Origin of the sequence: Peribacillus sp. NPDC096379 (genome assembly GCF_044762875.1) — a bacterium.
Taxonomy (GTDB): domain Bacteria; phylum Bacillota; class Bacilli; order Bacillales; family DSM-1321; genus Peribacillus.
The window spans coordinates 811,633-831,671 of sequence record NZ_JBIWFD010000002.1 but is presented as its reverse complement, the minus strand read 5'-3'; the positions used below and the strand labels follow the sequence as shown (position 1 = coordinate 831,671).

Genomic DNA, 20,039 nt, shown 5'->3' with positions numbered 1-20,039 from the left:
AGTTTAATACCTTTCTCTAAATAAACGATTTCCAATTAGAGTCTTTAATATCTTCTTCGTTTGGTTTTCTCACATCTTTAATAAAGCGTTTTTCTGATGCTCCAAATTCAATAATTTTTTTGTGCTTGTCTTAAAGATACTTCATTTGCCCCCCTTCATAATCGGGGTCATCAAATCGAATCCCATCATCTTCCCAAAAACAAATTTTACATATGTAGTAGGTATTTGGTGATTCTTCGTCTAATGTTTTATATCTACAACATCATCAACTAATGCCACCATATTTATTACAATGAAATTCTATCTCTACGAAACAAGGAGAAGAAACACCCTTTTCTGAGTACTTTCCTCCTACAATAACACTATATGAACGACCACTATCAAGTGTTAAATAATCATATCCTGTTTGTATCCAGATTCCATCGTCACCCTCTACTTGCGAAGATATAGAGTTCATCCCTGAGAACAACTGTCTGCCTTCAGGTGTATTTGAATTTAATTGTGTCTCAAAAGAACCTGAAAAACTAATTGTCCTTACATTGGACCCAGTATGAAGTCTTGCTATCTTCGGTACTAAATCAGGAGCATAAGTATCGGTGTTCTTTGACACAATAATCTTAGCTTTTGCTCTATCTTCTACCATTTTCTCAAATTCTTCTACTTCAACCCAATATTCATCAAGAAACTCGTCAATAGGTTCAATTTCCAAGTTTGCTCCATACTCTGAATTTACTTTCTCTATGGTAGTAACATATTCCTTGTAATAATCCTCCTTTTGTTCTTGAGTTAAATCTAAAAGAGTTGGTGCTACCACTACAACTTCTTCGGCTTTGTTGGTATCAGATAAACTCTCAATTTCTACTGTTTGTCCATCAGTCAAAGATTCCGATGTCTTTTCAATTTCCATTTCCTCATTTACACACCCTACTAAAACGATAGCTCCAAGTAAAATCCCTGCATATAAATATTTTCTCAACATCCTCACTCCGTATAAAAGATTGTTAAATTATTACTATTGTTAGTTTATATCGTTTAATCGAACAGGGAAATCAATTCCATCTTCTTGCAGTTCTTTTTCTATATCAAAATTCATCTTTCCATCACGAAACGTCGCCAAAGGGTCATCCTCTTCGATAATCCATGCTTTTCCTTCCCAAACATCTACTGTTTCTGACCGTTCAAAACTTTCCCCATTTTGCTCAACATTAAGTGAAATTTCAAGAAAAATGTATGACCATCTTCATATCTAATATTTTCAATTTCATAACCCTTGATTTTATAATTTTGTTCTTTTAAATAATCAATCTTCCACAAATAAAACTTTCTCGCCTCTTCTTCGCTCAATGTTGTGCCATCTGTAGGATGTCTATCTTCTGTATAATCATACAAATACAGTTGTTCAAGCGCCTCTCCATAACCTTCATCTTTAAGAGCATTATAATAATTTTTAGTAACGCTTTTTGCCTTCTGTTCTTCCATGAAATTGCATCCAATTAACATAAGAATTATTGTAAAAACCAATATAATTAGAATCAGCTTCTTCATGTCTCACCTCCCAACCGATTTAACTCCATTTAAGTAAAGAGAAACATCTGCTATAATGTTCGCGTTTTCCCTCCTTCAATTAACTTAAAATGAATATTGAATGATGTTCCTCCTTCAATATGTTTGGGAACATCTGATAATTCGAGTAACTCCTTCAAATGAATAGACTTTTTACGATTTGCTTCTATCGTAATACTATATGGACCAGCAATATTCATAAGTGACTCCATTCGTACTTCATCTTCCATTAAAAAAGAATCTAAAAATTCTAATTCAAATGACACATCTTTACTACTTCGATTATGTAACACAAGATTACATTCCCCATTCAATTCGTTTTCGCTCACATACTCAAAATGGCAATTGCCATTACCATCGTATGAAATTGCTAAAATGCCACTTGCTAACGTTTCTTGGTACATTGCAATTAGAAGATTAGGTAAAATTGTATATACGATTACAACTATTATAATTGTCCGAAAGCGATATTTCTTCATGCCAATGACAAATAAAAACATAGCGATTATAAACAAAATGGACCCAATTATACCAAGGGGAATAAATCCATCTTGATTACGGATTGGAAACGACATGAATGTGGAACGTACTTCTAACATTACGTGATTAGGAAACGGGAAATATAAATACATGCATATACCTAAAATAATAGCTGAACTAATGAGTGCCACTTTACTTCTTATCATCATATCCCTCCTCCCTTTACTTCCCTTTTTAAACCACGATAAAAGGTCTTATTGCTTAACCTAATAGTTCTTTACCTTTTTATTTTTGAAATAAATAAACGAGTTAAGTGCATTCAGTCCTAAAATAATAAGAAACATGTATGAGGAAACAACATCTCCTCCTAAGCCTAATTCATCAGCTATGTATCCCATAATAATTAAGTTAATTCCAGTAACAATTATAGAAATGATTGCAATGATACTGACAACGAATCCATTAACGATGTTGGTTCGTTTTCTTTGGGCAAATAAAACAATAGATATAGCAATAATAAAAGTTATAAAAACTAATCTTATAAAATCGTATATTTCCATTCCTGCTACACTTCTCCCTCCACTATTTAGTTGCGTTTACAAATATTCATCTCACTTCCAAAACCAAGGCATAAAAGGCATCACCATTTGATACATTGACTTCCTTTGGCTTTGGTTCATAATCTATCTCAAACGTAACTTCTACACCAGGCTGTATATGGATAGGTTTCACGTTCTCTAACAGTTCAACTAGTCCAGCGATATCAACACAGGTACTTTCCGTTTCCCCTTTCCAACAATATGCACCAAGTTTCGTTTCTATAGAAATTTTCCATTGTGTTTTTAGCCTCAACATTTACATTTATATTAGATTTTTTTATTTTAGTTATCCCCTTTATAATTCGAATTTTTCATGTACGGACTCCCACTAAAAACAAGGGTCCTTATGTCTTCCGATGAATTCGCTCACTTTAAACGTGGCGATTAAAACTTCTTAATAACGCTTGTTCTTTCTTTGATCATTTCAAAATTAAAATCGTCAATTCTTCCTGTAAGGCTTTCTTTAGCGATTTGATTAACTAATTGTTTGACAGTAACTTCATTAATTGCCTTTTCCATCTCATTAAGCATTTGCCTTTTGTTTGTAATGACCACTTCTTCTGCTAGTGAAACAAAAGTCGAGACTGTGAAATAAACATCTTTTACCTACGCAGGTTTAACCAGTGCGTACTAAATGTGATTATAATTGAAATAAATTGAATGAAGAAACTGCTGGTATTAAATTCGATACACTTGACAAGTTATGTGAAGCCTTAGATTGTGAAATTACGGATTTGATTGAAAGAATTAATACAAATAAAAAAGCCCATAAAATAAGGCTCTTCATAGTCTTACATTAATTCCAACTGTTATTTCTTTTTTAAACTAGTTAGTTCTGATACTGTATTTCCGTTGAATTTAGTTTTTACTAACCCAACGTTTTTTGCATAATAAGAAACATATCCATTGTCACTTTTTATCTCTATGCAATTTTTGAAGACTCCAGCAGCAGTTGATACTGATTTATTTGTAGATGTATAACGAGTCTTTCCCTCGTCTTCGTATCCCTGATACCATGATCCTCTTATTTTAATAGGGTAGGTTAAATCAATATAATACTCTGATTCCGGATAACCAGTATATAATCCTTTGTCATTTTCAAACACTAAATAGATATTATCTCTATTTACCTTCCATACATCCCAGTCACCTGAATATTTACCTGTGTACACATGTGTATATGATTTTCCTTTAGAATTATAAGTATAAATTTTTGTTTTATCCATCATATATGACACTGTTGGATTCTTGACTTTAATATACTTCGTGGCTACAAAAGCTTGTTTCTGATTATAACGTGTTTCAGTCCAACCATTCTTAGTTTGAGAATAGACTTGAATTTTAGCACCCTTTTTAAAAGAGCCAATGGTCTTGAATTTCTCACCAGCTCCACTTCTAGCAGCGAGAGTTCCTTTGGAAATATTCACATATGCTGTTTTTGTCGGTGATTCTGCTTTAACACTTAACGAACTAAAAGATAATAGTGCTGATACGCCTATCAGTATTGCCAATACATACTTACTTAACTTGCTTAACATAATACCCCTCCTTTTCAGTAAAATTATACCATCATAGGATATAAATAGTTAATAAAACAAATATTTCAAACTAAATACTCTTTCAAATCCTAATACTCAACGCTCAACGCTCCATTCCCATTACTTTTAAATTCCATTTTATCGCCATTAGAGACGTTTATAGGCGTTCTATTCTCCTACCTAACATCCCTTCAAACGCTTCTTCTGCATGGCTTGTTTCACAAAAACAGACCAATTGTCTGTTAAAATTTACTTTTACATAGTATTATTTCCTTTAATAAAAAAATTAGGGGGTCACTATCTTGAAGCAATTATTTTTTAGTTCATTATTACTAGTTCAACTCTGTTTTTAGCTACGTGTGGCGCCGTTGAAAAGCAAGGAAGTGCTGACCAAAACAGGCAGAACAAAAAGAAGTTAGTAATAAACCTGAGTAAACTGCAACTGGTAAAATTGTTTTTACTGAAGCTGGACAAAAAGGCATAGTAGAAGGCGGTACTTTAGAGTTGCTAAAAATTAAAATCGTCAATGAAACAGAGGACTGTTTAATACTGCTATAGTTAAAGAAAAATCATCGTTAACTTCTTCAATTATTTCTAAATCTTGATAGTCACTTATAGGTTCAATATGGCCTTGTGCATCTCTTATTGTTATCAAAAATCCCACCTCCTTAAAACACAAAATAAGCCCTGAATGGACTGGTATAATTCATCAATATAAATTAATTGTATTACTCCCCTCATAAAAAATTACCTAAAATTATCCTTTAAGTTTCATTTATTTTCCTTTATACTGATATGGCAAATCAAAATAAGGAGGAAGTAAAATGAAGAAAATATTGAAGATATCATTTGCTTTAGTTATTGCATTTACTTTACTCATCTCATTTACTACTAATTCAGAAGCTGCATCCACTTCAAAAGCTACGGTTACTGTGAATAAACTTGAAATTAGAAATGGTGCAGGGACAAAGTATAAAGTGGTTGGATACTTGAAAAAGGGTGACAATATCACCATTTTTTCTAAAACTAAGTCAGGTTGGTCTGAAGTTAAATACAACAAGAAAAAAGCCTATGTTACTACTAAATCCCTAAAGTTTGACGCAGCTAAAACAATTGTAGCTAAAGTAGGAAAAACAACAGTTCAAGCAGATAAAGAATTAGTTTATCCACAAATTTCTGGATTATCGACAAAGTCAGTTCAAGATAAGATTAATAATACTCTTCGAAATCACATTAAAAATTCAATAAAATACAAACAATTAATGTTAGAAGATTTAGATGAGTGGAAGTTAGAAGATGATGGGACTTATCCTGACTTCGCATTCCAATGGGAGTATCTGACTTCGTATGAAATTGCTTACAATAAAAACAACACTCTAAGCATTATCATGTATGATTACAGATACATGGGCGGTGCTCACGGAAGTACAGTTGCTACTACTTATAACTTCAGTCTTAGTACCGGAAACCGTATAGTTATCCATGATGTACTAAAAAATAGAAACAACTATTTAAAAGTTAAAAGACATGCTTATAATACAATGGTCAGTAACGAAAACTTTTTTATTGGTTCTCTGAATGATTTCGATATTACTAGAGATACTCAGTTTGTCTATGCTGATGGTGGAATGCGATTAGTTTTCCAAGAGTATGAGGTAGCTGCATATGCCTATGGGCATCCTAAAGTAAATATTCCATATACCGTTTATAAGTGAAACATAAACAGACCCAACAATAATTGTTAGGTCTGTTTTCTATAAAACTGTGATTTCATTCAGTCGGATATCGAAGAGGAGTCAACCAAAAAAAGACTAACAAAATGCTAATCCCTGATTCAATCTATGTCGCAGTTTCCACCTAATGTTAAAGAAAAAAGCACCCCGAGTGCGGGATGCTTTTTAGAAATTTAATCTTTTTGCAAAAGATCGCTGTTTGTCACACTTAATGCTTCGATTGAACCGCTTAAATCTAAAGTTACAACAAAACATCTTCATAACTAGTAGCTGAGAACGTCCATTGATAGATATAAGGACCATATGAACCTGGTCCTGTGTATGTTAACTTCCCTGATGTAACTTCGAATAAATCTGTAATATTACCAGAATATCTATTTTCAACCAATTTAATTGTATGCAGTTTGTTTCTCCAATCCGGATTGTCGGTAAAAGTGAAAACAGGCTTACCACCAACGAAGGCATTTAATTCAGTTAATTCAGGTTTACTATCCCCGGCCTATACCTTCTCTATCTCTCGGCTTTCGATAGGGCCTTCACCGTGCGGGCGACTTTCATCGCACACGGCGATCCGTCATCAATAGATCTCTAAAACTTATTTCCCCAATATATATAGTTCTATAGTATTCATGGAACTCCTTATTTCAATAAAAAATACACCTTACTCTACTGTAGGTGCTTCCTCGACTGTATACCCTTCTTCCTCCAGCATCCGTCTATATGGATTAGGAATTCCCTCAAGTTTTTTCATGTTATTATCAATCATGTAACGATATAAATTAAGCATTCTTTAGCGCCTCCAATTCCATTTGCTGTTGTAAAACTAGGTTGGCAAGATCATTCACTTGCACGAACAATAAAGCAACTAAATCGCCTAGCTGATTGTCATTTTGAAAGGTGGCGACTAATGATTCTCCTAGCTCGGACAATGCCACTGACTCTTCCACTTTATCCAATTCCTCAGTAGGAATTCCATGTTGACTCTAATATGTTCTAAATCCATCAGCTATCACCCTCGACTAAGTGATTCTCAGATTAGCGAGCACATATGACAGCTTATAAGGCGTGTGATACACGACACACCCATGCGAGCTTATTGATACAACAAAATGTAAATGTGAAGCTTATAGTAGATCGGCTCGGCCATAAAGATATCGAAACGACTCTTAACACATATAGCCACGTGCTCCCAGACATGCAACGTTCAGTAAGCGATAAACTTGATGAGATCATTAAATAATTGTCTGAATGCTTGTACAATTAGTATTACGCTATAAATCAAACATTTCTTGAAATTGAATTAATTCAAAATATCCATGCTTAAATGAATTTGTGTTGTTTTAGGTTATAACTTCTAAGAATCGACGCGACCTACCTTAATGACTCTGTACCTTCTACTTCTTCAAGTAATCTTACGACATCTTTGTATAGTTGCTTTAAATGATGGTCTGAAATATCTAAAATAGGTTCAAACATAAAGGAGTTCAGATGAATATTTTCTGGAGTATCCTCTTCCTTGTCTTCTCCTTAATATGTGTCAAAATCATCCGTTTTTGATACACAAACCAAACAAATCATCCCATTTATTAAAAGGACTCTAGTTATATCTCTTTTTATATACCTTAAACAGCCTTTATAGATTCTCTTGGTTCTAATAACAAATGTTCTCTATTATCCAAATAAAAAAGTACCCTGAAAGGATACTCTTAAACTTCACTATAACTTAGTACTTTAAATTCTGTAGATGGGCGTCCTATGACTCTTGACAATTCGTCTTTTACATTCGTATACATATCGTTTTGATCTTCAGTATATTTCACACTAACGATGGTATAGTTATACTGTTTGTTTGGTACTAACCTAGCACCAACACGGTCAAATAACATATATTTCACTTTATAACTCATAGCATCATCTCCCTATTGTACTTATTTCGGCAAAAAGGAGATAAATTCCTGCAAATAAAAAGCACCCAAAGTAGAATGCTTCGATAATTATTTATTATAACCATACGTTGAAGTTCGCTCACTAAGGAATCTGTTTTAATATACTCCATGAATCTTAAAATTGATTTTGTAATCTTAATTTCACCTCCAGCATAATCAAAATATGTTCCTGTAATTTCACTAATAAAACCTGTTCTTTCTAACCTTTTAATAATAAAATCAATATCTTCATTGTCAATACCACAATCTTCAGTAATTTTCTCTCTCCACCTTAAACTCGAAGCGAATTGTAAATCATTTTGATCAGCCTTGACTTCTTTAGATAGGTATTTATACAAAATTTTATTAGGGGGAAAATGAATGATAACACAGATAAATCTAATATTGGATATACGATTTTTAAACCAACAGGAGTACGTCATGAATTTCCTCAGATTGATTTAAAAACTGATACTGTACAAGTTCAAGGAGTCGTTGATAAATTGGGAAATTTAAGCATTGATAGAGACTCTTACATTGATATGTTCAAACAACAGGCAAGGTTTTTTATTAATAACAATATCTCTAATCCAAAAAAACATTATGATGAATTAAGAAATAATCAATCTTTCTAAACTAACGGGGGCTTTAATTAAATAAGGTGTACAAAAAAACGCCTCTTAATGGGGCGCTTTTTATGATTTTTTCTACATCTTCTTGAACTTGAATTTCAGGTCTCCTACGAAGTTCTTCTAGATTGATCTCTTTCCTATTTCAATAAAATTGTGATTTTATGAAAAAAACACAAACCGTAAACTAAAGGTTTACGCTAATACCCTTAAAATTTGAACTTTCTTTTTTTCTGATCCTGAATGTTTATTTTATATCGCCTTTATATTTAGTTGGATGGTTATCTCCGCTGTGAATCACTCTATAATGCTGTATAGATTGGAAGATTAAACAAAAAAAGCCCACTGATTAGTGAGCGATAACGGCGGAAATATCAACTTTGTTAATATGCAATAATACTCATTAATTGGCTATTCACATCTTATTTATTCATTTTTCTTTTTTAAACGTTTTTTGTTCAAGTATAATGTGATCAATGCAACAACGATTAAAACTGGAATTGCATAAAGTTGCCCAACAAACAATTTCCAACCTACTGCATTATAACCTTCAGAAGCTGGGGATAAGACAGCAATAATACATACAAGTAAGTAGGCTAATAATGGCGGAACAATATATTTCATTAGACTCTACTCCTTCATCCATACATTCACATATAAATTTTATTTGGCCATTATTCAATTTATATGTGAATGTATTCTTCTACTGTGTGTTCTACACGCTTAACTAGATTGCCTTCATCACTATAGTATTCATTGATAATTTTGTGATTAGGTTGCAAGTTGTATTTTTGAATGAGATAGTTAATTTTCACTATTTGCTGATATTTTATATATTTGTTAGGATCATTAACTCCTTCTTCATGAAGATTGGACAAATAGTTATTTGCGAATTTAATATTTTCTTTGATTACGATTTGATTCAATGTGGCTACTCCCCTTAACTAATTTAGTATCCCGTACACATTCTATACGTATGTAGCAAACGGAGAGATATTCCTAGATATTTTTGTAATTAAAAGAAAGATATTATTACCACAGCTCCGAATTGATAAGTTCACTCCTATTTCCCATTCCCTAAAATCTTGTCATATTTTTCAGATTTAGTTTTTGTTACTGAATCATTTATTTGAATTGGTTTAACACTTTCTATACCCGAACCATTAATACCTATAGATATTTATTAAGCAAGTTGATAACTTCTGCAAAACTAATAAACATAATTCCTGATATCGCGCCTGACATAGAGAAGATTATTACTGTTGACCATTTCATCGTCGGTTCATATAAGCCTTCTTCATAACCTAGAATGAAACCGATAACTATTCCTAAAATTATTGTAATAACTCCTATAAAATTTAATAACTTAGAAATTGAATTTCCATTTCTCCACCCCCATATAGATAGCTATTGTTAATACTTATTTTCCAACTTCCCCATATTCCAGCTTCCTTTTCTCTCTCAAAGTAATGAGATTCGCTTCGTCATACCTTCTAAAAGCCTCACCAGTTAAAAAATGTTCATGGTTCATGCGGTTTTCAATTTTTACTGACTTCTTTGTCAAATCTCCAAAAACGTAAATGTAATCCTTAGTTATATGAATTTCCCCTTGTATTTTCGCCATAATTCCCCTCCCAATTCTTTTACTTATCATATTATGATTGCTTATAAAAACATCTGCATTAGCCTTATTGGCGATAGCAGCACATTCAGATAGTTCTATAAATACATTTGTAGCCCGCGTGAGAATAGTTTCATGATTTGTATAGTTATCATCAAGATACTTTTTCATTTCCTTTGAGATATCCAGAACAATGTTTTTTTCTTGCAAACCATTGGCTACCCCTTCTGGATCTTTACCACCGTGCCCTGGATCAATTTTATTTTTATCACCTCATATTCTTATTTGTATGAATTAAAAAAACCACCCGTGTGAACAGCTCACTTCCCTTTTCCTTTTAAAACTTGTACCACTCCTTTACTTGCTCTGGTACGATAAGACCTGTTCGCCCTGCGTTTTCGATATTTCAGCTATTAAGTCTTTATGTATTTTCTTTAACTCAGCTAATTTGTCAGTGACAATAATCAAACCTTTTGTGAAATTCAATTATTTACTTGCCTTATATTCTTCCATTAACTTCTTAACACCCTCATATGTATAGCCTGTCTTTTTCATCTGATTCTGCATAATACTTCTATTAGTCTTAATAGTTTCCGATTTAAAACACACTAAATCAGTTCTTTATTCCTTAAAGTAATCAAAATGTAAAACCTTTGTCATTGGAATACCCTTGTTGTTAAGGATCTTTACGTATAAACTTTATCTACTATTAAGGAGTGATCAAGTTGAAAGAAGTAACTGTAGATAAACTAACATTTAAGGGGAATTTATCGATAATTGAGCAAATGTCACTGAAAGATATAATGTTTAAGTGGCTTGGTAGACCAGTGGAAGGAATTGATGATATTCTTCCACTTGAATACACACAATCTGTTTTTGCAAAAATGGAGACACCACCAGATACAAACTTAATGATCGAAGGTGGTGAAATTTTCAGATATGTCACATTAACTGAAGATAATCAGATTGTTATAGGGATCTTAGATAGCAATTATGAATTAAAGTTTAGAATTTTATATCTGGAAGAACGATTGGGAGTGTAAGCACTGTAATACCCCTAATTGGAAGTTTTTTCACTGGTTTTGTTACTATTCTAATTTAGTAGCAAAACCGATAAGTGATGTTAGACTCAAAAGTAGACACAGTTTATTATAAAAATAAGGACGAATAATGGGGTGTCTACAATGACAAGTAAAAACATTTGATAAGTATTTTAAAAGAAGTATTGTTCAGATGATGATGGAACAAAACAGTGGCTCAAACTGCCAGAGATTTAGATCTTAATGCAAATACGATTCATAACTGGAAAAGAAAATATGGAGAAGATTTATCAGTGAAAGCCTACCTTCCATGCCGGAAAGCCAACAAATGAGAGCTTTCCAATAACGAATAAGAGATCTTGAAGAGGATATGTCATCTAAAAAAAGGGGATGCACTACTTCGCTAAAGACCATCTTTATCTATGAGAATCGCTTCCGTTACCATGCGGAGAAGATGGGCAATGTGCTGGGTGTTTCACGATGCGGCTATTATAAGTGGCTTGATGTCCCGTAAGTCTGCGTGCAAAACGTCAAAAATCTTCAACACCAAGGTGTGAAGGTTAGCCCAAAAAAGGTGGCATAAATTATGGAGAAAAAAACATTCAATCCAAGACTCGTAAGAAGAATAAAGCGACTACAAATTCTAAACATACTATGCCAGTCGCTCAAAACATTCTAAATCAACAGTTTAACGCAGATAAACCGCAATCGGTCTGGGTTTCAGATATCACATATATTCCTACTTCTAAAGGCTGAGTGTATTTAGCGAGTGTCATGGATTTATATTCTCGTAAAATTATTGGATGGGCAGCTGATAAACAAATGGCAAAGGAATTGACTCTATTGGCTCTTACTCGAGCGTACAATTACCGGCAGCCGAAATGGGAACTGTTACGACAATGCCTGTATAGAGTCTTTTCACAGTGTACTAGAAGAAGAACTCATTTATTTATACAAGTACAAAACACGTGAACAAGTAAAGAAAGATCTTTACGAGTAAATCGAGATTTTTTATAACGCCAAACGCCTTCATTCCGCCAATGATGATCTATCACCTAATGATTTTGAAAGACGTTATAGCTAACTCAAGGTGACACAATATGTATCCTGTTGATTCAGTACAGAAGACCTTCTGTACTGAATCAACAGACCACCAAGCAAAAGCATGGTAGATGATAAAATCAAATAAAATTGTGTCTACTTTCTTAACCTATTACTATTTAACATTCTCCCTTCAAATTTAGACAAAAATAAAAAGCACCCAAAATGGATGCTAATCAAATTAAATTTCTCATAATAAATATTAAAGATGAACTTTTCCATTAGAATCTTTATCAGTAAACCTAGTTAATAACCTTTTAATTAGTAAGAAGATTGATGAAATTATCACAAAACCTATAAAAAATACAACGAATCCCCATAGTCCCACAACAGCATCTTGAAATTCCATATTGCCTCTCTTTGTAAGTGCTTGTTGTATTTCAATTGCAAAAACTAAAACGACCATAAACGTGAAACTATATATAAATGATAGTATTGTAATCCCAAAAGGCAGTTTGGATATAAATTTTGATACAATTAGCACAAAAATAAACACAAAAATCCCAATAATACCCATAACCCAGAAGTGTAAGTCTTTATCATTTAAACCTAGATTTAACTGATTACTAACGTAGATTTGAATAAAGTCATGGATATTATTAAGTAATTCTGCCAATTTGAGAATTGTTTCTTTCATTCTTATACTCTCCTTTACTGATTACTCTTTCATATTATAACAGTAAAAGAAATCATCTTCCTGAATACTTCTCTCTATAATTTTAATCATTTCATCATTCAACCCAATCACTTCTCTTACATTCTTTTAAGCTTCCCTAATTAATGAGTGTGTGTCTTCAATCATCTTGCTAATATCAGCTTACCTTTTCATCTAAAAACTTATATATTGAAAATGAATGGCCCAACGATGTGCAAGTTATGTACCCAAGAATGATAGCTTACTTTAGAACTCGAGATGTAATTCCTGTAAAGAGCTATTCATCACTTGAACATCTTTACATTAGTTCATCTCTTTTCCCTCTAGCTGTTGTGATTTATGTATTCTAACGAGCTATTCTATATAATATTTCTTGTTATGGTTTATTTTTTTCTGTGTATTACTGTACGCTGTTTCTCCATTCTCCGCTATCCATTCAGCTTATTTCAGCTAACTGCCTTAATAACTTCCGATCAATTTATTTTCTAATCTACCGTCCGTTTTATAACACTTTAACGTACTCGGAAGAAGTCTCCCTCTTCAATCGTGTGAAGGGCGTAACCCAACGATAAGGGGGAGATGAATTTCTGTAGGCTTTAGCCTAAAGGTTTTGAACAAACTGCCAATTATTATTTCGACATAACCGCTCTACTAAACTTACATTCACTTGTTGATAAGATTTATTCGGCATCGTGATGTACTCCCCGTCAATCGTTTTGACGTAAGCCTCGCTTGTCCCTGTAAACCCTGTAATGAAACAACAACCCCTTGAGTTGTTTGGTGTTCTTTTCATTTCGCTTACTGATAACATTTTTGATCTTACGTCCTTTTCGTGCGGTAGCTTCATGTAAAGAACGTTTCATAGCCCCCTTTCCCCTAATTTGTAAGTCATCTTTCTTAATCTTATATAAATTTATTACTTTTATGATCCCCAAACTTCTGCTGATATGTACAGTGTACCTAACGTGATACCCACTATAGCAACCATTAAGAAAATTCGTATAACCTCTTTTAAAAGCCCTTTCGGAATGCTTTTAAGTATAATAATTGAGACTATACCAGTAACAAGTATTGATATTGCAGTTATGATTAATGGACCTGCAATATTCCATATGTCCGATAATAAGAATAGTTCTGTAAATGACATGATGTTGTGCTCCTTAAGTTAGATTGGCACTAAATTGTCTGTTTCGATCTATGAAGTTCTAAACATCATTTTTATTACATTTTTCAATAGCCCTAATCAGTTCATCAAGCTTTTCATTTTTCTGTTCATCTAATCTAGTCTTAGCATTCATAAACTTTATCACCTTAACAATAAAATAAACACTTAAAACAAGAAGACCTAGATAAATTAAAATAGGTATTATTGCAAAAAGGCCAAAGAAACCATTCATTAATTGCATCCTCCTATATGTAAAATATACCATCATTATACATTATTCGAAGGAGTCTGTGTGGATTGAAAAAAAGGATGTTTAAATATCAGCTCTTGTCATAGCTAAATATTTCTCTAAGTTTTCAAAGTTAACACTACTTATATCAGCATCATTTCTTCTATGTCAGTGAACAAAGTAAAGCGTCCGCACATAATACCACCTACTCGTATGGTTAGTGAGGTTGATTCTAGCAGATGAGCTTGTCGGTAACAAATTAACGTTCTAAAATTCTAATATCTGTAAATGGTTGCTTGAATAATTCGCTGTTTATTAATAGTGCCCCAAGGACATCTCTTTCATCTTCAGCTTCAATTACGTCTGATAAAATGATCGTACTACCATTCTTAACCGTAACATTATATTCGTTCATAGTATCACCCCTAAAAAGTAGATATGTATTCCGAGTCTAAAACATATTCTAGTTAAATGATAACCGCATAAGTTGAATTCCAATATTCCCCTTGTTACAGAGTGCTTATAAAGTCTTCCTTCTTGTAGTATTTCGTAATAATTACACCTCGCACAAAACGTTACAATATTTCAACGTTTTCTTTTTTTAACACCCCAACTATACTTTCGACAATAGATAATTATTACCTTTTATTTTCTAACTTTTTCAATAGGCGACTTCTTTCCCTTTTTAGGTAATCATATGCTCTTCTTCTTACTTGATAATTATTAGAATACCATATGTATATGTAGTCAATAAATATTGCTTGAATAAGTTGAACTATGAGAGGATCTATAATAGTATTTAAGGAAGGTGACAAAATGTACTATTCGCTTACGGATGAACAAGTTCACGAGTATTTAAATGAACAAGACTTCACAGAATCCACAGAGCAAGAGTATAAGACTGATCGTGAGCAACATAAGGGGAACGGTTTATTAGAGACAGTTTGCTATGCTAACAATCATAATGTAGAGAGATATTTACCCTCATATCTTAAAGAGAAAGAGCATAGGAAATACATTATAATAAAACTCCCGACAAAACGATTAGAAATAAAGGCATGGGGCTTTTAGTAAAAAGATTAATTAAAGGAGACTAATAAAATGAGAGATATAATCCATGAGTGTTTTGTTGATGTACTGGGTACTGGTCCATCAGAACAACAAATTGATGAAGTGTTGAAAAATCTTCCATCTGAAATTAAATTACTTGCTGAACAACTTGGGGAAAATGATGCAGAAGTTCGAGATACTATATATGTCTGGGTAAATGAGAATATTAATGATTTCATTTAAACGATTTGAATGATTAAAGTATATTCTTGCATGCAACACTGTAAGACGTATGTTTAAGTTATCATAAAAACAATTAACCACATCAAGCAAGTTAATAGAACAGGTTCTCGCTTAATTTAGGGTGATAAATGTGAAGTTGTTTAAATTAATTGAAAATTATCGCAATATGTACAAAAAAGGTACTAAATTCTTTGTAATTTCCGAATCAGAATTCATTGGCGTGAAAAGCTATGTACTGCAATCTGAAGATATGAGTGGTAAGATCGTAGTCTCTGAAGAAGAATTGAGAAAAAAATTTATTGCTTTAAATTAAATGAATCTTGATTTGTAGGCAGTTAATTAAACTTTTTAAAATCTTCTGCTATACTGCCTTCATCTTTTGAAATCATAGAATTCTCCTCTCCTTCTTTAGATTCAGTTATATTTGCCATAATTTAATTGGTTTTTCTGTTTATATAAATAGACAAGTTATTTTAGATTCGTACACTCTAAAATAACTTGTCCCCTATTTACATATTAGAATAGACGGACAAATTCAGAAATTCCGAATACACCTAAGTCTATGTTCGATACTAATACAAATCGATTAGACAATAAACAAATTGATGCTGTAATGAGAGATTGACCAGCATTTAAATTGCAGGGCTTCGCGCTTCCAATCACTGTAGCCTCTACAATTGTAGGTGTGAAAGGTGTTAACAGATTTCTTTGCCAAAGTATAGTTACTACATCCGGGCGTCTAATAATACTAGCAGACATATAATTCACCTCTTTTCTAAATGATTAATATAGTTAATGCTAATTCGGACAGCTTGGCTCATTCATTTGTCATGTTCCGCTAAAAAAGGCGTTTTTCACATAATTTATTTAAAGTGGGAGGGTAAGGTTACACTACTGATTGAATTTCATATATGGTGTTATTCGAGTGGCGACATCAGAAGTTGTATGAAATCATTGTGATAATCTTGTATGTGTAATACGGGCCACACATTGCTAGATCTGAGATAATTAATGAGATTTTTAATAATTCAGAAAAATATCTCTACTTTCAAGTAAAGAAGAATCCCCAAAGTTCACCAGGTAGACACCATCCAGAAAACACTTAATAGATAACTAGCTCAAATATGATTAACTATGTAAAAAAAACAAAAAAATTTGCTCCTGCCGTTGCAAGAGCAAATTTTCTTGTTTCTTATTTCCACCACGTATCATAAACCGTTATCGCATGGTTCCGTTTATGTTCTGTTTTCTTATACCAGCCTTCGATTTTTTCAGCCGCATCTTCTTTGATTTCCTTGCCTTCAAGGTAATCATCAATATCATCATAGGTAACCCCTAAAGCCACTTCATCAGGAATTTGCGGTTTGTCATCTTCCAAATCTGCTGTTGGGATTTTTACATATAAACGTTCTGGAGCATTCAGATATTTTAGAATTTCTCTCCCTTGTCTCTTATTCAAACGATAAAGGGGGACTAAGTCTGCTGCTCCATCTCCGTGCTTTGTATAGAATCCTGTTACTGCTTCCGCTGCATGATCAGTACCCAATACAACACCGCTATAAATTCCGGCCAAATCGTATTGAACTTTCATTCTTTCACGTGCTTTAACGTTTCCTTTTAAGAAATTATTCAGCTTCTCGCCTGTACCGTCTTCTACTGCTTTAACTGAAGCATCAACGGCAACTTTAATATTGACCGTTACCGTCTTACTCGGCTGAATAAATTGCAATGCCAATTGACGGTCATCTTCGTCTACTTGAACGCCATATGGCAGGCTGACAGCGACAAATTGATACTCCTCCTTACCTGATTCGTCATTCAATTCATTCACTGCAGTTTGAGCAATATACCCACATAAAGTGGAGTCTTGACCACCCGATATGCCTAGTACAAGACTTTTTAGAAATGAATATTTTTCAAGATAATTTTTGAGCAAATCGACACTGTTTCTAAATTCTTCTTTCGGGTCAATCGTAGGCTGTACTAATAATTTTTTTACAATTTCTTTCTGTAAAGGACGCATAGTCTCCTAAACCTCTCTTCCCAGTTTATCTAGTCCATAGCATTTCTTTTACTTTAGTTGTCGCTTCTTGAATGTTCTTCATCTTATTGTCCCAGCAGGCTTGACTTAAATCAACAGGGTATTCCTCAGGATTAAGTGCACGCAAATATTCAGGCCATAGAACAGATAAATTCGCTTTTGAGAATTCTCTTATTTGTTCAATATGAGGCAGTTCATAGACAAGTTGACCACTGATAAAAATATCTTCATGCAAATCAACTGCATTGAAATCGGTGACGAACTTGCTTAAAAATGTGTGAACGGGATGAAACAGCTTTAATTTCTCCTCTGCTTGAGGATTCTCGTTTTCCATAGCGATATAATCGCCTTCAGAATGTAAGTTTATTGAATTGATAATTCGGTAGACACGTTTCAAACCCGGTGTTGAAACTTTTTCTGGATTCGAGGAAATTTTAATCGTATCGATCATATTCCCACTTTCGCCTTCAATCGAAACCATCTTATATACGGCTCCTAAAGCTGGTTGGTCAAAAGCAGTAATAAGCTTTGTTCCTATACCCCAGATGTCTATTTTTGCTCCTTGTTGCTTCAAGTTAATAATTGTGTATTCGTCCAAATCATTAGAAGCAACAATTTTCACATTAGGATATCCTGCTTCATCGAGCATTTTTCGTGCTTCTTTTGATAAATATGCTAAGTCCCCGCTGTCTAAACGAATACCTATAAAGTTAATCCGATCACCAAGTTCATCGGCAACCTTAATTGCATTAGGGATGCCTGAACGGAGGGTATCATAGGTATCAACTAAAAATACACAGTCTTTATGTGATGTGGCATATTTATAAAAGGCGGTATATTCATCCTTGTATGCCTGGATCATGGAATGAGCATGTGTTCCTGAAACAGGGATACCAAACACCTTTCCTGCTCGCACATTGCTTGTTGAATCAAAGCCAGCTAAATAAGAAGCTCTTGCTCCCCATAAAGCAGCATCCATTTCTTGAGCCCGTCTTGTGCCGAATTCCATCGCTGATTCTTCGCCAATCACTTGCTTAATCCGTGAGGCCTTAGTAGCAACAAGCGTTTGATAATTTATAATATTAAGAATGGCAGTTTCAATGATTTGCGCTTGCCCAAGCGGAGCCTCCACACGTAAAATCGGCTCATTAGCAAATACAAGCTCACCTTCCTTCATACATCGAATCTGACCCGTAAACCTCATGCTTTCCAAATAAGCAAGATAGTCCTCTGCATATCCAATTTGCTCTCGTAAATACTCTATATCAGAGTGGGAGAAACGAAAATTCTCAATATAATGAACGACTTTCTCAAGACCTGCAAAGATTGCGTAGCCACTGTTAAAAGGTAGCTTTCGAAAGTAAACTTCAAACACGGCCATTTTATTGTGAATATTGTCTTCCCAATAGGTTTGTGTCATATTGATTTGGTATAGATCTGTATGAAGTGCATAGCTATCATCCATATATGTATTCCCCATAAAAACATCCTCCCGCACAGCAGTATTAAAATGTACTATCCCCTGCAATGACGGAGAAAATCCCCCTTTTTTAAGAACAACCAACATTCTTTGACGAATTATATCATCATCCATATCGTCAAAATTCCCACAGGCTTATCCTCAAATAAGATGTGGGTAGGTTTTCTATTCCTATTTATTTTTATTTAGAGCAAATTTGCTCCTAGTGAGTTTTTAAAGTGGCGTAAAGCCCATTCGTGCCCAGCCTGATCAAATGATGCTACTGCATCTTGATAGATCGAGATTGTAAATCCTTGATTATATGCATCTACAGCTGTATGAAGCACGCAAATATCTGTACAAACACCTACAAGGTACACATCGGTTATACCGCGTTCTCGTAATTTGATACTGAGGTCTGTTCCGGAAAATGCCGAATACCTCGTTTTATCCATATAATGAACATTTGCTTTATTCTTATTCGCTTCATATATATTTTGTAAAGAACCGAACAAATCCCTTCCCATTGTACCTCTAATATTGTGCGGTGGAAATAGATTCGTTTCTGGATGATATTGGTCATCTTTTTCATGGATATCAATGGCAAAAAAGACCTCATCACCCTGATTAATAAACTCTTTCGTAATATCTCCAATTCTTCTTTCCAATTCTTGACCAGGCTTACCACAAGTTAAAGCACCGTTATCTGCGACAAAGTCATTTGTATAATCAATATTAATTAAGGCTTTTTTCCCCATTCCCTCACTCCCTAAAATACATAATTATTATTATACTATACTCCTTACACTTGTTTTTCAATAACTTTACCTGCTTTCATGCCTTTTATAAGGCGTCAGTAATCGAAAATTGGATGATTGGTAGTTTGGAAATATACAAAAAAATGAGGCTGTCCCAAACGTATTTGGTCAGGCCTCACAATTACGATATTCAACATAATAAAAGTGTAC

At 33.6% G+C, this 20,039-nt stretch carries 31 protein-coding genes and 3 pseudogenes; 9 read left to right on the top strand and 25 right to left on the bottom strand.

The features are described 5' to 3' along the window. Positions 1-16 precede the first annotated feature (16 nt). The 7 genes and pseudogenes from ACIQZI_RS13215 to ACIQZI_RS13185 all read right to left on the bottom strand — a co-directional run. Positions 17-262: pseudogene (locus ACIQZI_RS13215) on the bottom strand (CPCC family cysteine-rich protein); the annotation flags it as partial. Between the two features lie 3 nt (positions 263-265). Continuing rightward, a complete protein-coding gene (locus tag ACIQZI_RS13210; protein ID WP_403073668.1) occupies positions 266-979 on the bottom strand; it encodes a hypothetical protein in 714 nt (237 codons plus the stop codon). 182 nt (positions 980-1,161) lie between these two features. Next, complete coding sequence (locus ACIQZI_RS13205; protein WP_403073666.1) at positions 1,162-1,479, bottom strand: hypothetical protein; 318 nt, start codon at positions 1,477-1,479, stop codon at positions 1,162-1,164. Positions 1,480-1,595: 116 nt separating this feature from the next. After that, positions 1,596-2,252, bottom strand: coding sequence for a hypothetical protein (locus tag ACIQZI_RS13200; protein WP_403073664.1), 657 nt, complete (start codon positions 2,250-2,252; stop codon positions 1,596-1,598). Between the two features lie 57 nt (positions 2,253-2,309). After that, positions 2,310-2,603 (bottom strand): hypothetical protein, encoded by a 294-nt coding sequence (locus ACIQZI_RS13195; RefSeq protein WP_403073662.1) that lies wholly within the window; start codon positions 2,601-2,603, stop codon positions 2,310-2,312. Between the two features lie 46 nt (positions 2,604-2,649). Then, a complete protein-coding gene (locus ACIQZI_RS13190; protein WP_403073660.1) occupies positions 2,650-2,898 on the bottom strand; it encodes a hypothetical protein in 249 nt (82 codons plus the stop codon). A 128-nt stretch (positions 2,899-3,026) separates the two neighbouring features. Further along, positions 3,027-3,197, bottom strand: a complete 171-nt coding sequence (locus ACIQZI_RS13185) for a hypothetical protein (protein WP_403073658.1) — start codon at positions 3,195-3,197, stop codon at positions 3,027-3,029. Positions 3,198-3,298: 101 nt separating this feature from the next. Between ACIQZI_RS13185 and ACIQZI_RS13180 the strand changes: the two genes are divergently transcribed. Then, entirely contained in the window at positions 3,299-3,442 is a 144-nt protein-coding gene (locus ACIQZI_RS13180) for a helix-turn-helix domain-containing protein (RefSeq protein WP_403073656.1), read from the top strand. Between the two features lie 9 nt (positions 3,443-3,451). On the opposite strand, the gene ACIQZI_RS13175 is transcribed toward ACIQZI_RS13180, so the two are convergent. Continuing rightward, the gene (locus tag ACIQZI_RS13175; RefSeq protein ID WP_403073654.1) at positions 3,452-4,180 is read right to left on the bottom strand and encodes an SH3 domain-containing protein; all 729 of its coding nucleotides are present in this window, start codon (positions 4,178-4,180) and stop codon (positions 3,452-3,454) included. A gap of 523 nt (positions 4,181-4,703) precedes the next feature. Then, complete coding sequence (locus ACIQZI_RS13170; RefSeq protein ID WP_403073652.1) at positions 4,704-4,835, bottom strand: hypothetical protein; 132 nt, start codon at positions 4,833-4,835, stop codon at positions 4,704-4,706. Between the two features lie 169 nt (positions 4,836-5,004). Here ACIQZI_RS13170 and ACIQZI_RS13165 point away from each other — a divergent pair, with 169 nt between their 5' ends. Further along, positions 5,005-5,895 (top strand): PdaC/SigV domain-containing protein, encoded by an 891-nt coding sequence (locus tag ACIQZI_RS13165; RefSeq protein ID WP_062180387.1) that lies wholly within the window; start codon positions 5,005-5,007, stop codon positions 5,893-5,895. A gap of 259 nt (positions 5,896-6,154) precedes the next feature. On the opposite strand, the pseudogene ACIQZI_RS13160 reads toward ACIQZI_RS13165, so the two are convergent. The 3 genes and pseudogenes from ACIQZI_RS13160 to ACIQZI_RS13150 all read right to left on the bottom strand — a co-directional run. Next, positions 6,155-6,364, bottom strand: a pseudogene (locus ACIQZI_RS13160) (hemoblobin-interacting domain-containing protein); the annotation flags it as partial. A 210-nt stretch (positions 6,365-6,574) separates the two neighbouring features. After that, a complete protein-coding gene (locus tag ACIQZI_RS13155; RefSeq protein ID WP_403073647.1) occupies positions 6,575-6,700 on the bottom strand; it encodes a hypothetical protein in 126 nt (41 codons plus the stop codon). Further along, positions 6,693-6,860 carry a hypothetical protein gene (locus ACIQZI_RS13150; RefSeq protein WP_403073645.1) on the bottom strand — a complete coding sequence of 56 codons (168 nt, stop codon included), beginning with the start codon at positions 6,858-6,860 and terminating at the stop codon, positions 6,693-6,695. The genes ACIQZI_RS13155 and ACIQZI_RS13150 overlap by 8 nt, the downstream gene beginning before the upstream one ends. A 122-nt stretch (positions 6,861-6,982) precedes the next feature. Here ACIQZI_RS13150 and ACIQZI_RS13145 point away from each other — a divergent pair. Further along, positions 6,983-7,153: pseudogene (locus ACIQZI_RS13145) on the top strand (tyrosine-type recombinase/integrase); the annotation flags it as partial. A 466-nt stretch (positions 7,154-7,619) separates the two neighbouring features. Here the strand turns inward: ACIQZI_RS13145 and ACIQZI_RS13140 are convergent. Together ACIQZI_RS13140 and ACIQZI_RS13135 are read right to left on the bottom strand one after the other, a co-directional pair. Next, positions 7,620-7,820 carry a hypothetical protein gene (locus tag ACIQZI_RS13140; RefSeq protein ID WP_062180390.1) on the bottom strand — a complete coding sequence of 67 codons (201 nt, stop codon included), beginning with the start codon at positions 7,818-7,820 and terminating at the stop codon, positions 7,620-7,622. Next, on the bottom strand, positions 7,817-8,197 hold the full coding sequence (locus tag ACIQZI_RS13135) for a hypothetical protein (RefSeq protein ID WP_403073643.1): 381 nt from the start codon (positions 8,195-8,197) through the stop codon (positions 7,817-7,819). The genes ACIQZI_RS13140 and ACIQZI_RS13135 overlap by 4 nt, the downstream gene beginning before the upstream one ends. 18 nt (positions 8,198-8,215) lie before the next feature. Between ACIQZI_RS13135 and ACIQZI_RS13130 the strand changes: the two genes are divergently transcribed. Next, the gene (locus ACIQZI_RS13130) at positions 8,216-8,473 is read left to right on the top strand and encodes a hypothetical protein (RefSeq protein WP_403073641.1); all 258 of its coding nucleotides are present in this window, start codon (positions 8,216-8,218) and stop codon (positions 8,471-8,473) included. Between the two features lie 420 nt (positions 8,474-8,893). Here ACIQZI_RS13130 and ACIQZI_RS13125 read toward each other — a convergent pair whose 3' ends face one another. The 3 genes from ACIQZI_RS13125 to ACIQZI_RS13115 all read right to left on the bottom strand — a co-directional run bounded on the left by ACIQZI_RS13125 (position 8,894) and on the right by ACIQZI_RS13115 (position 10,298). Continuing rightward, the gene (locus ACIQZI_RS13125; protein ID WP_403073639.1) at positions 8,894-9,091 is read right to left on the bottom strand and encodes a DUF4017 family protein; all 198 of its coding nucleotides are present in this window, start codon (positions 9,089-9,091) and stop codon (positions 8,894-8,896) included. Between the two features lie 59 nt (positions 9,092-9,150). Then, on the bottom strand, positions 9,151-9,393 hold the full coding sequence (locus ACIQZI_RS13120) for a hypothetical protein (protein ID WP_403073637.1): 243 nt from the start codon (positions 9,391-9,393) through the stop codon (positions 9,151-9,153). Positions 9,394-9,887: 494 nt separating this feature from the next. After that, entirely contained in the window at positions 9,888-10,298 is a 411-nt protein-coding gene (locus ACIQZI_RS13115) for an N-acetylmuramoyl-L-alanine amidase family protein (RefSeq protein WP_483878418.1), read from the bottom strand. A 515-nt stretch (positions 10,299-10,813) separates the two neighbouring features. Between ACIQZI_RS13115 and ACIQZI_RS13110 the strand changes: the two genes are divergently transcribed. Both ACIQZI_RS13110 and ACIQZI_RS13105 read left to right on the top strand, forming a co-directional pair. Continuing rightward, entirely contained in the window at positions 10,814-11,131 is a 318-nt protein-coding gene (locus tag ACIQZI_RS13110) for a CBS domain-containing protein (RefSeq protein ID WP_062180407.1), read from the top strand. Between the two features lie 209 nt (positions 11,132-11,340). Continuing rightward, on the top strand, positions 11,341-11,460 hold the full coding sequence (locus ACIQZI_RS13105; protein WP_403073635.1) for a terminase gpP N-terminus-related DNA-binding protein: 120 nt from the start codon (positions 11,341-11,343) through the stop codon (positions 11,458-11,460). A gap of 971 nt (positions 11,461-12,431) precedes the next feature. On the opposite strand, the gene ACIQZI_RS13100 is transcribed toward ACIQZI_RS13105, so the two are convergent. The 4 genes from ACIQZI_RS13100 to ACIQZI_RS13085 all read right to left on the bottom strand — a co-directional run bounded on the left by ACIQZI_RS13100 (position 12,432) and on the right by ACIQZI_RS13085 (position 14,693). After that, entirely contained in the window at positions 12,432-12,866 is a 435-nt protein-coding gene (locus ACIQZI_RS13100; protein ID WP_403073633.1) for a hypothetical protein, read from the bottom strand. A 940-nt stretch (positions 12,867-13,806) separates the two neighbouring features. Further along, positions 13,807-14,031 carry a hypothetical protein gene (locus ACIQZI_RS13095; protein WP_403073631.1) on the bottom strand — a complete coding sequence of 75 codons (225 nt, stop codon included), beginning with the start codon at positions 14,029-14,031 and terminating at the stop codon, positions 13,807-13,809. Between the two features lie 58 nt (positions 14,032-14,089). After that, the gene (locus ACIQZI_RS13090; RefSeq protein ID WP_062180421.1) at positions 14,090-14,281 is read right to left on the bottom strand and encodes a DUF4083 family protein; all 192 of its coding nucleotides are present in this window, start codon (positions 14,279-14,281) and stop codon (positions 14,090-14,092) included. Positions 14,282-14,537: 256 nt separating this feature from the next. Then, positions 14,538-14,693 (bottom strand): hypothetical protein, encoded by a 156-nt coding sequence (locus ACIQZI_RS13085; protein WP_157279521.1) that lies wholly within the window; start codon positions 14,691-14,693, stop codon positions 14,538-14,540. A 401-nt stretch (positions 14,694-15,094) separates the two neighbouring features. Here ACIQZI_RS13085 and ACIQZI_RS13080 point away from each other — a divergent pair, with 401 nt between their 5' ends. From ACIQZI_RS13080 to ACIQZI_RS13070, 3 genes are all read left to right on the top strand, one after another. Next, the gene (locus ACIQZI_RS13080) at positions 15,095-15,349 is read left to right on the top strand and encodes a hypothetical protein (protein ID WP_062180423.1); all 255 of its coding nucleotides are present in this window, start codon (positions 15,095-15,097) and stop codon (positions 15,347-15,349) included. Between the two features lie 30 nt (positions 15,350-15,379). Next, the gene (locus tag ACIQZI_RS13075; RefSeq protein ID WP_062180425.1) at positions 15,380-15,571 is read left to right on the top strand and encodes a hypothetical protein; all 192 of its coding nucleotides are present in this window, start codon (positions 15,380-15,382) and stop codon (positions 15,569-15,571) included. Positions 15,572-15,701: 130 nt separating this feature from the next. Then, on the top strand, positions 15,702-15,884 hold the full coding sequence (locus ACIQZI_RS13070; protein WP_062180427.1) for a hypothetical protein: 183 nt from the start codon (positions 15,702-15,704) through the stop codon (positions 15,882-15,884). Positions 15,885-16,087: 203 nt separating this feature from the next. Here ACIQZI_RS13070 and ACIQZI_RS13065 read toward each other — a convergent pair whose 3' ends face one another. The 4 genes from ACIQZI_RS13065 to ACIQZI_RS13050 all read right to left on the bottom strand — a co-directional run bounded on the left by ACIQZI_RS13065 (position 16,088) and on the right by ACIQZI_RS13050 (position 19,829). Beyond that, positions 16,088-16,330, bottom strand: coding sequence for a hypothetical protein (locus tag ACIQZI_RS13065; RefSeq protein ID WP_062180429.1), 243 nt, complete (start codon positions 16,328-16,330; stop codon positions 16,088-16,090). A 433-nt stretch (positions 16,331-16,763) separates the two neighbouring features. Further along, positions 16,764-17,594 carry an ammonia-dependent NAD(+) synthetase gene (gene nadE, locus ACIQZI_RS13060; RefSeq protein ID WP_403073627.1) on the bottom strand — a complete coding sequence of 277 codons (831 nt, stop codon included), beginning with the start codon at positions 17,592-17,594 and terminating at the stop codon, positions 16,764-16,766. A gap of 25 nt (positions 17,595-17,619) precedes the next feature. Beyond that, complete coding sequence (locus tag ACIQZI_RS13055) at positions 17,620-19,092, bottom strand: nicotinate phosphoribosyltransferase (RefSeq protein WP_062180435.1); 1,473 nt, start codon at positions 19,090-19,092, stop codon at positions 17,620-17,622. A gap of 185 nt (positions 19,093-19,277) precedes the next feature. Beyond that, the gene (locus ACIQZI_RS13050; RefSeq protein ID WP_062180438.1) at positions 19,278-19,829 is read right to left on the bottom strand and encodes a cysteine hydrolase family protein; all 552 of its coding nucleotides are present in this window, start codon (positions 19,827-19,829) and stop codon (positions 19,278-19,280) included. Positions 19,830-20,039 lie beyond the last annotated feature (210 nt).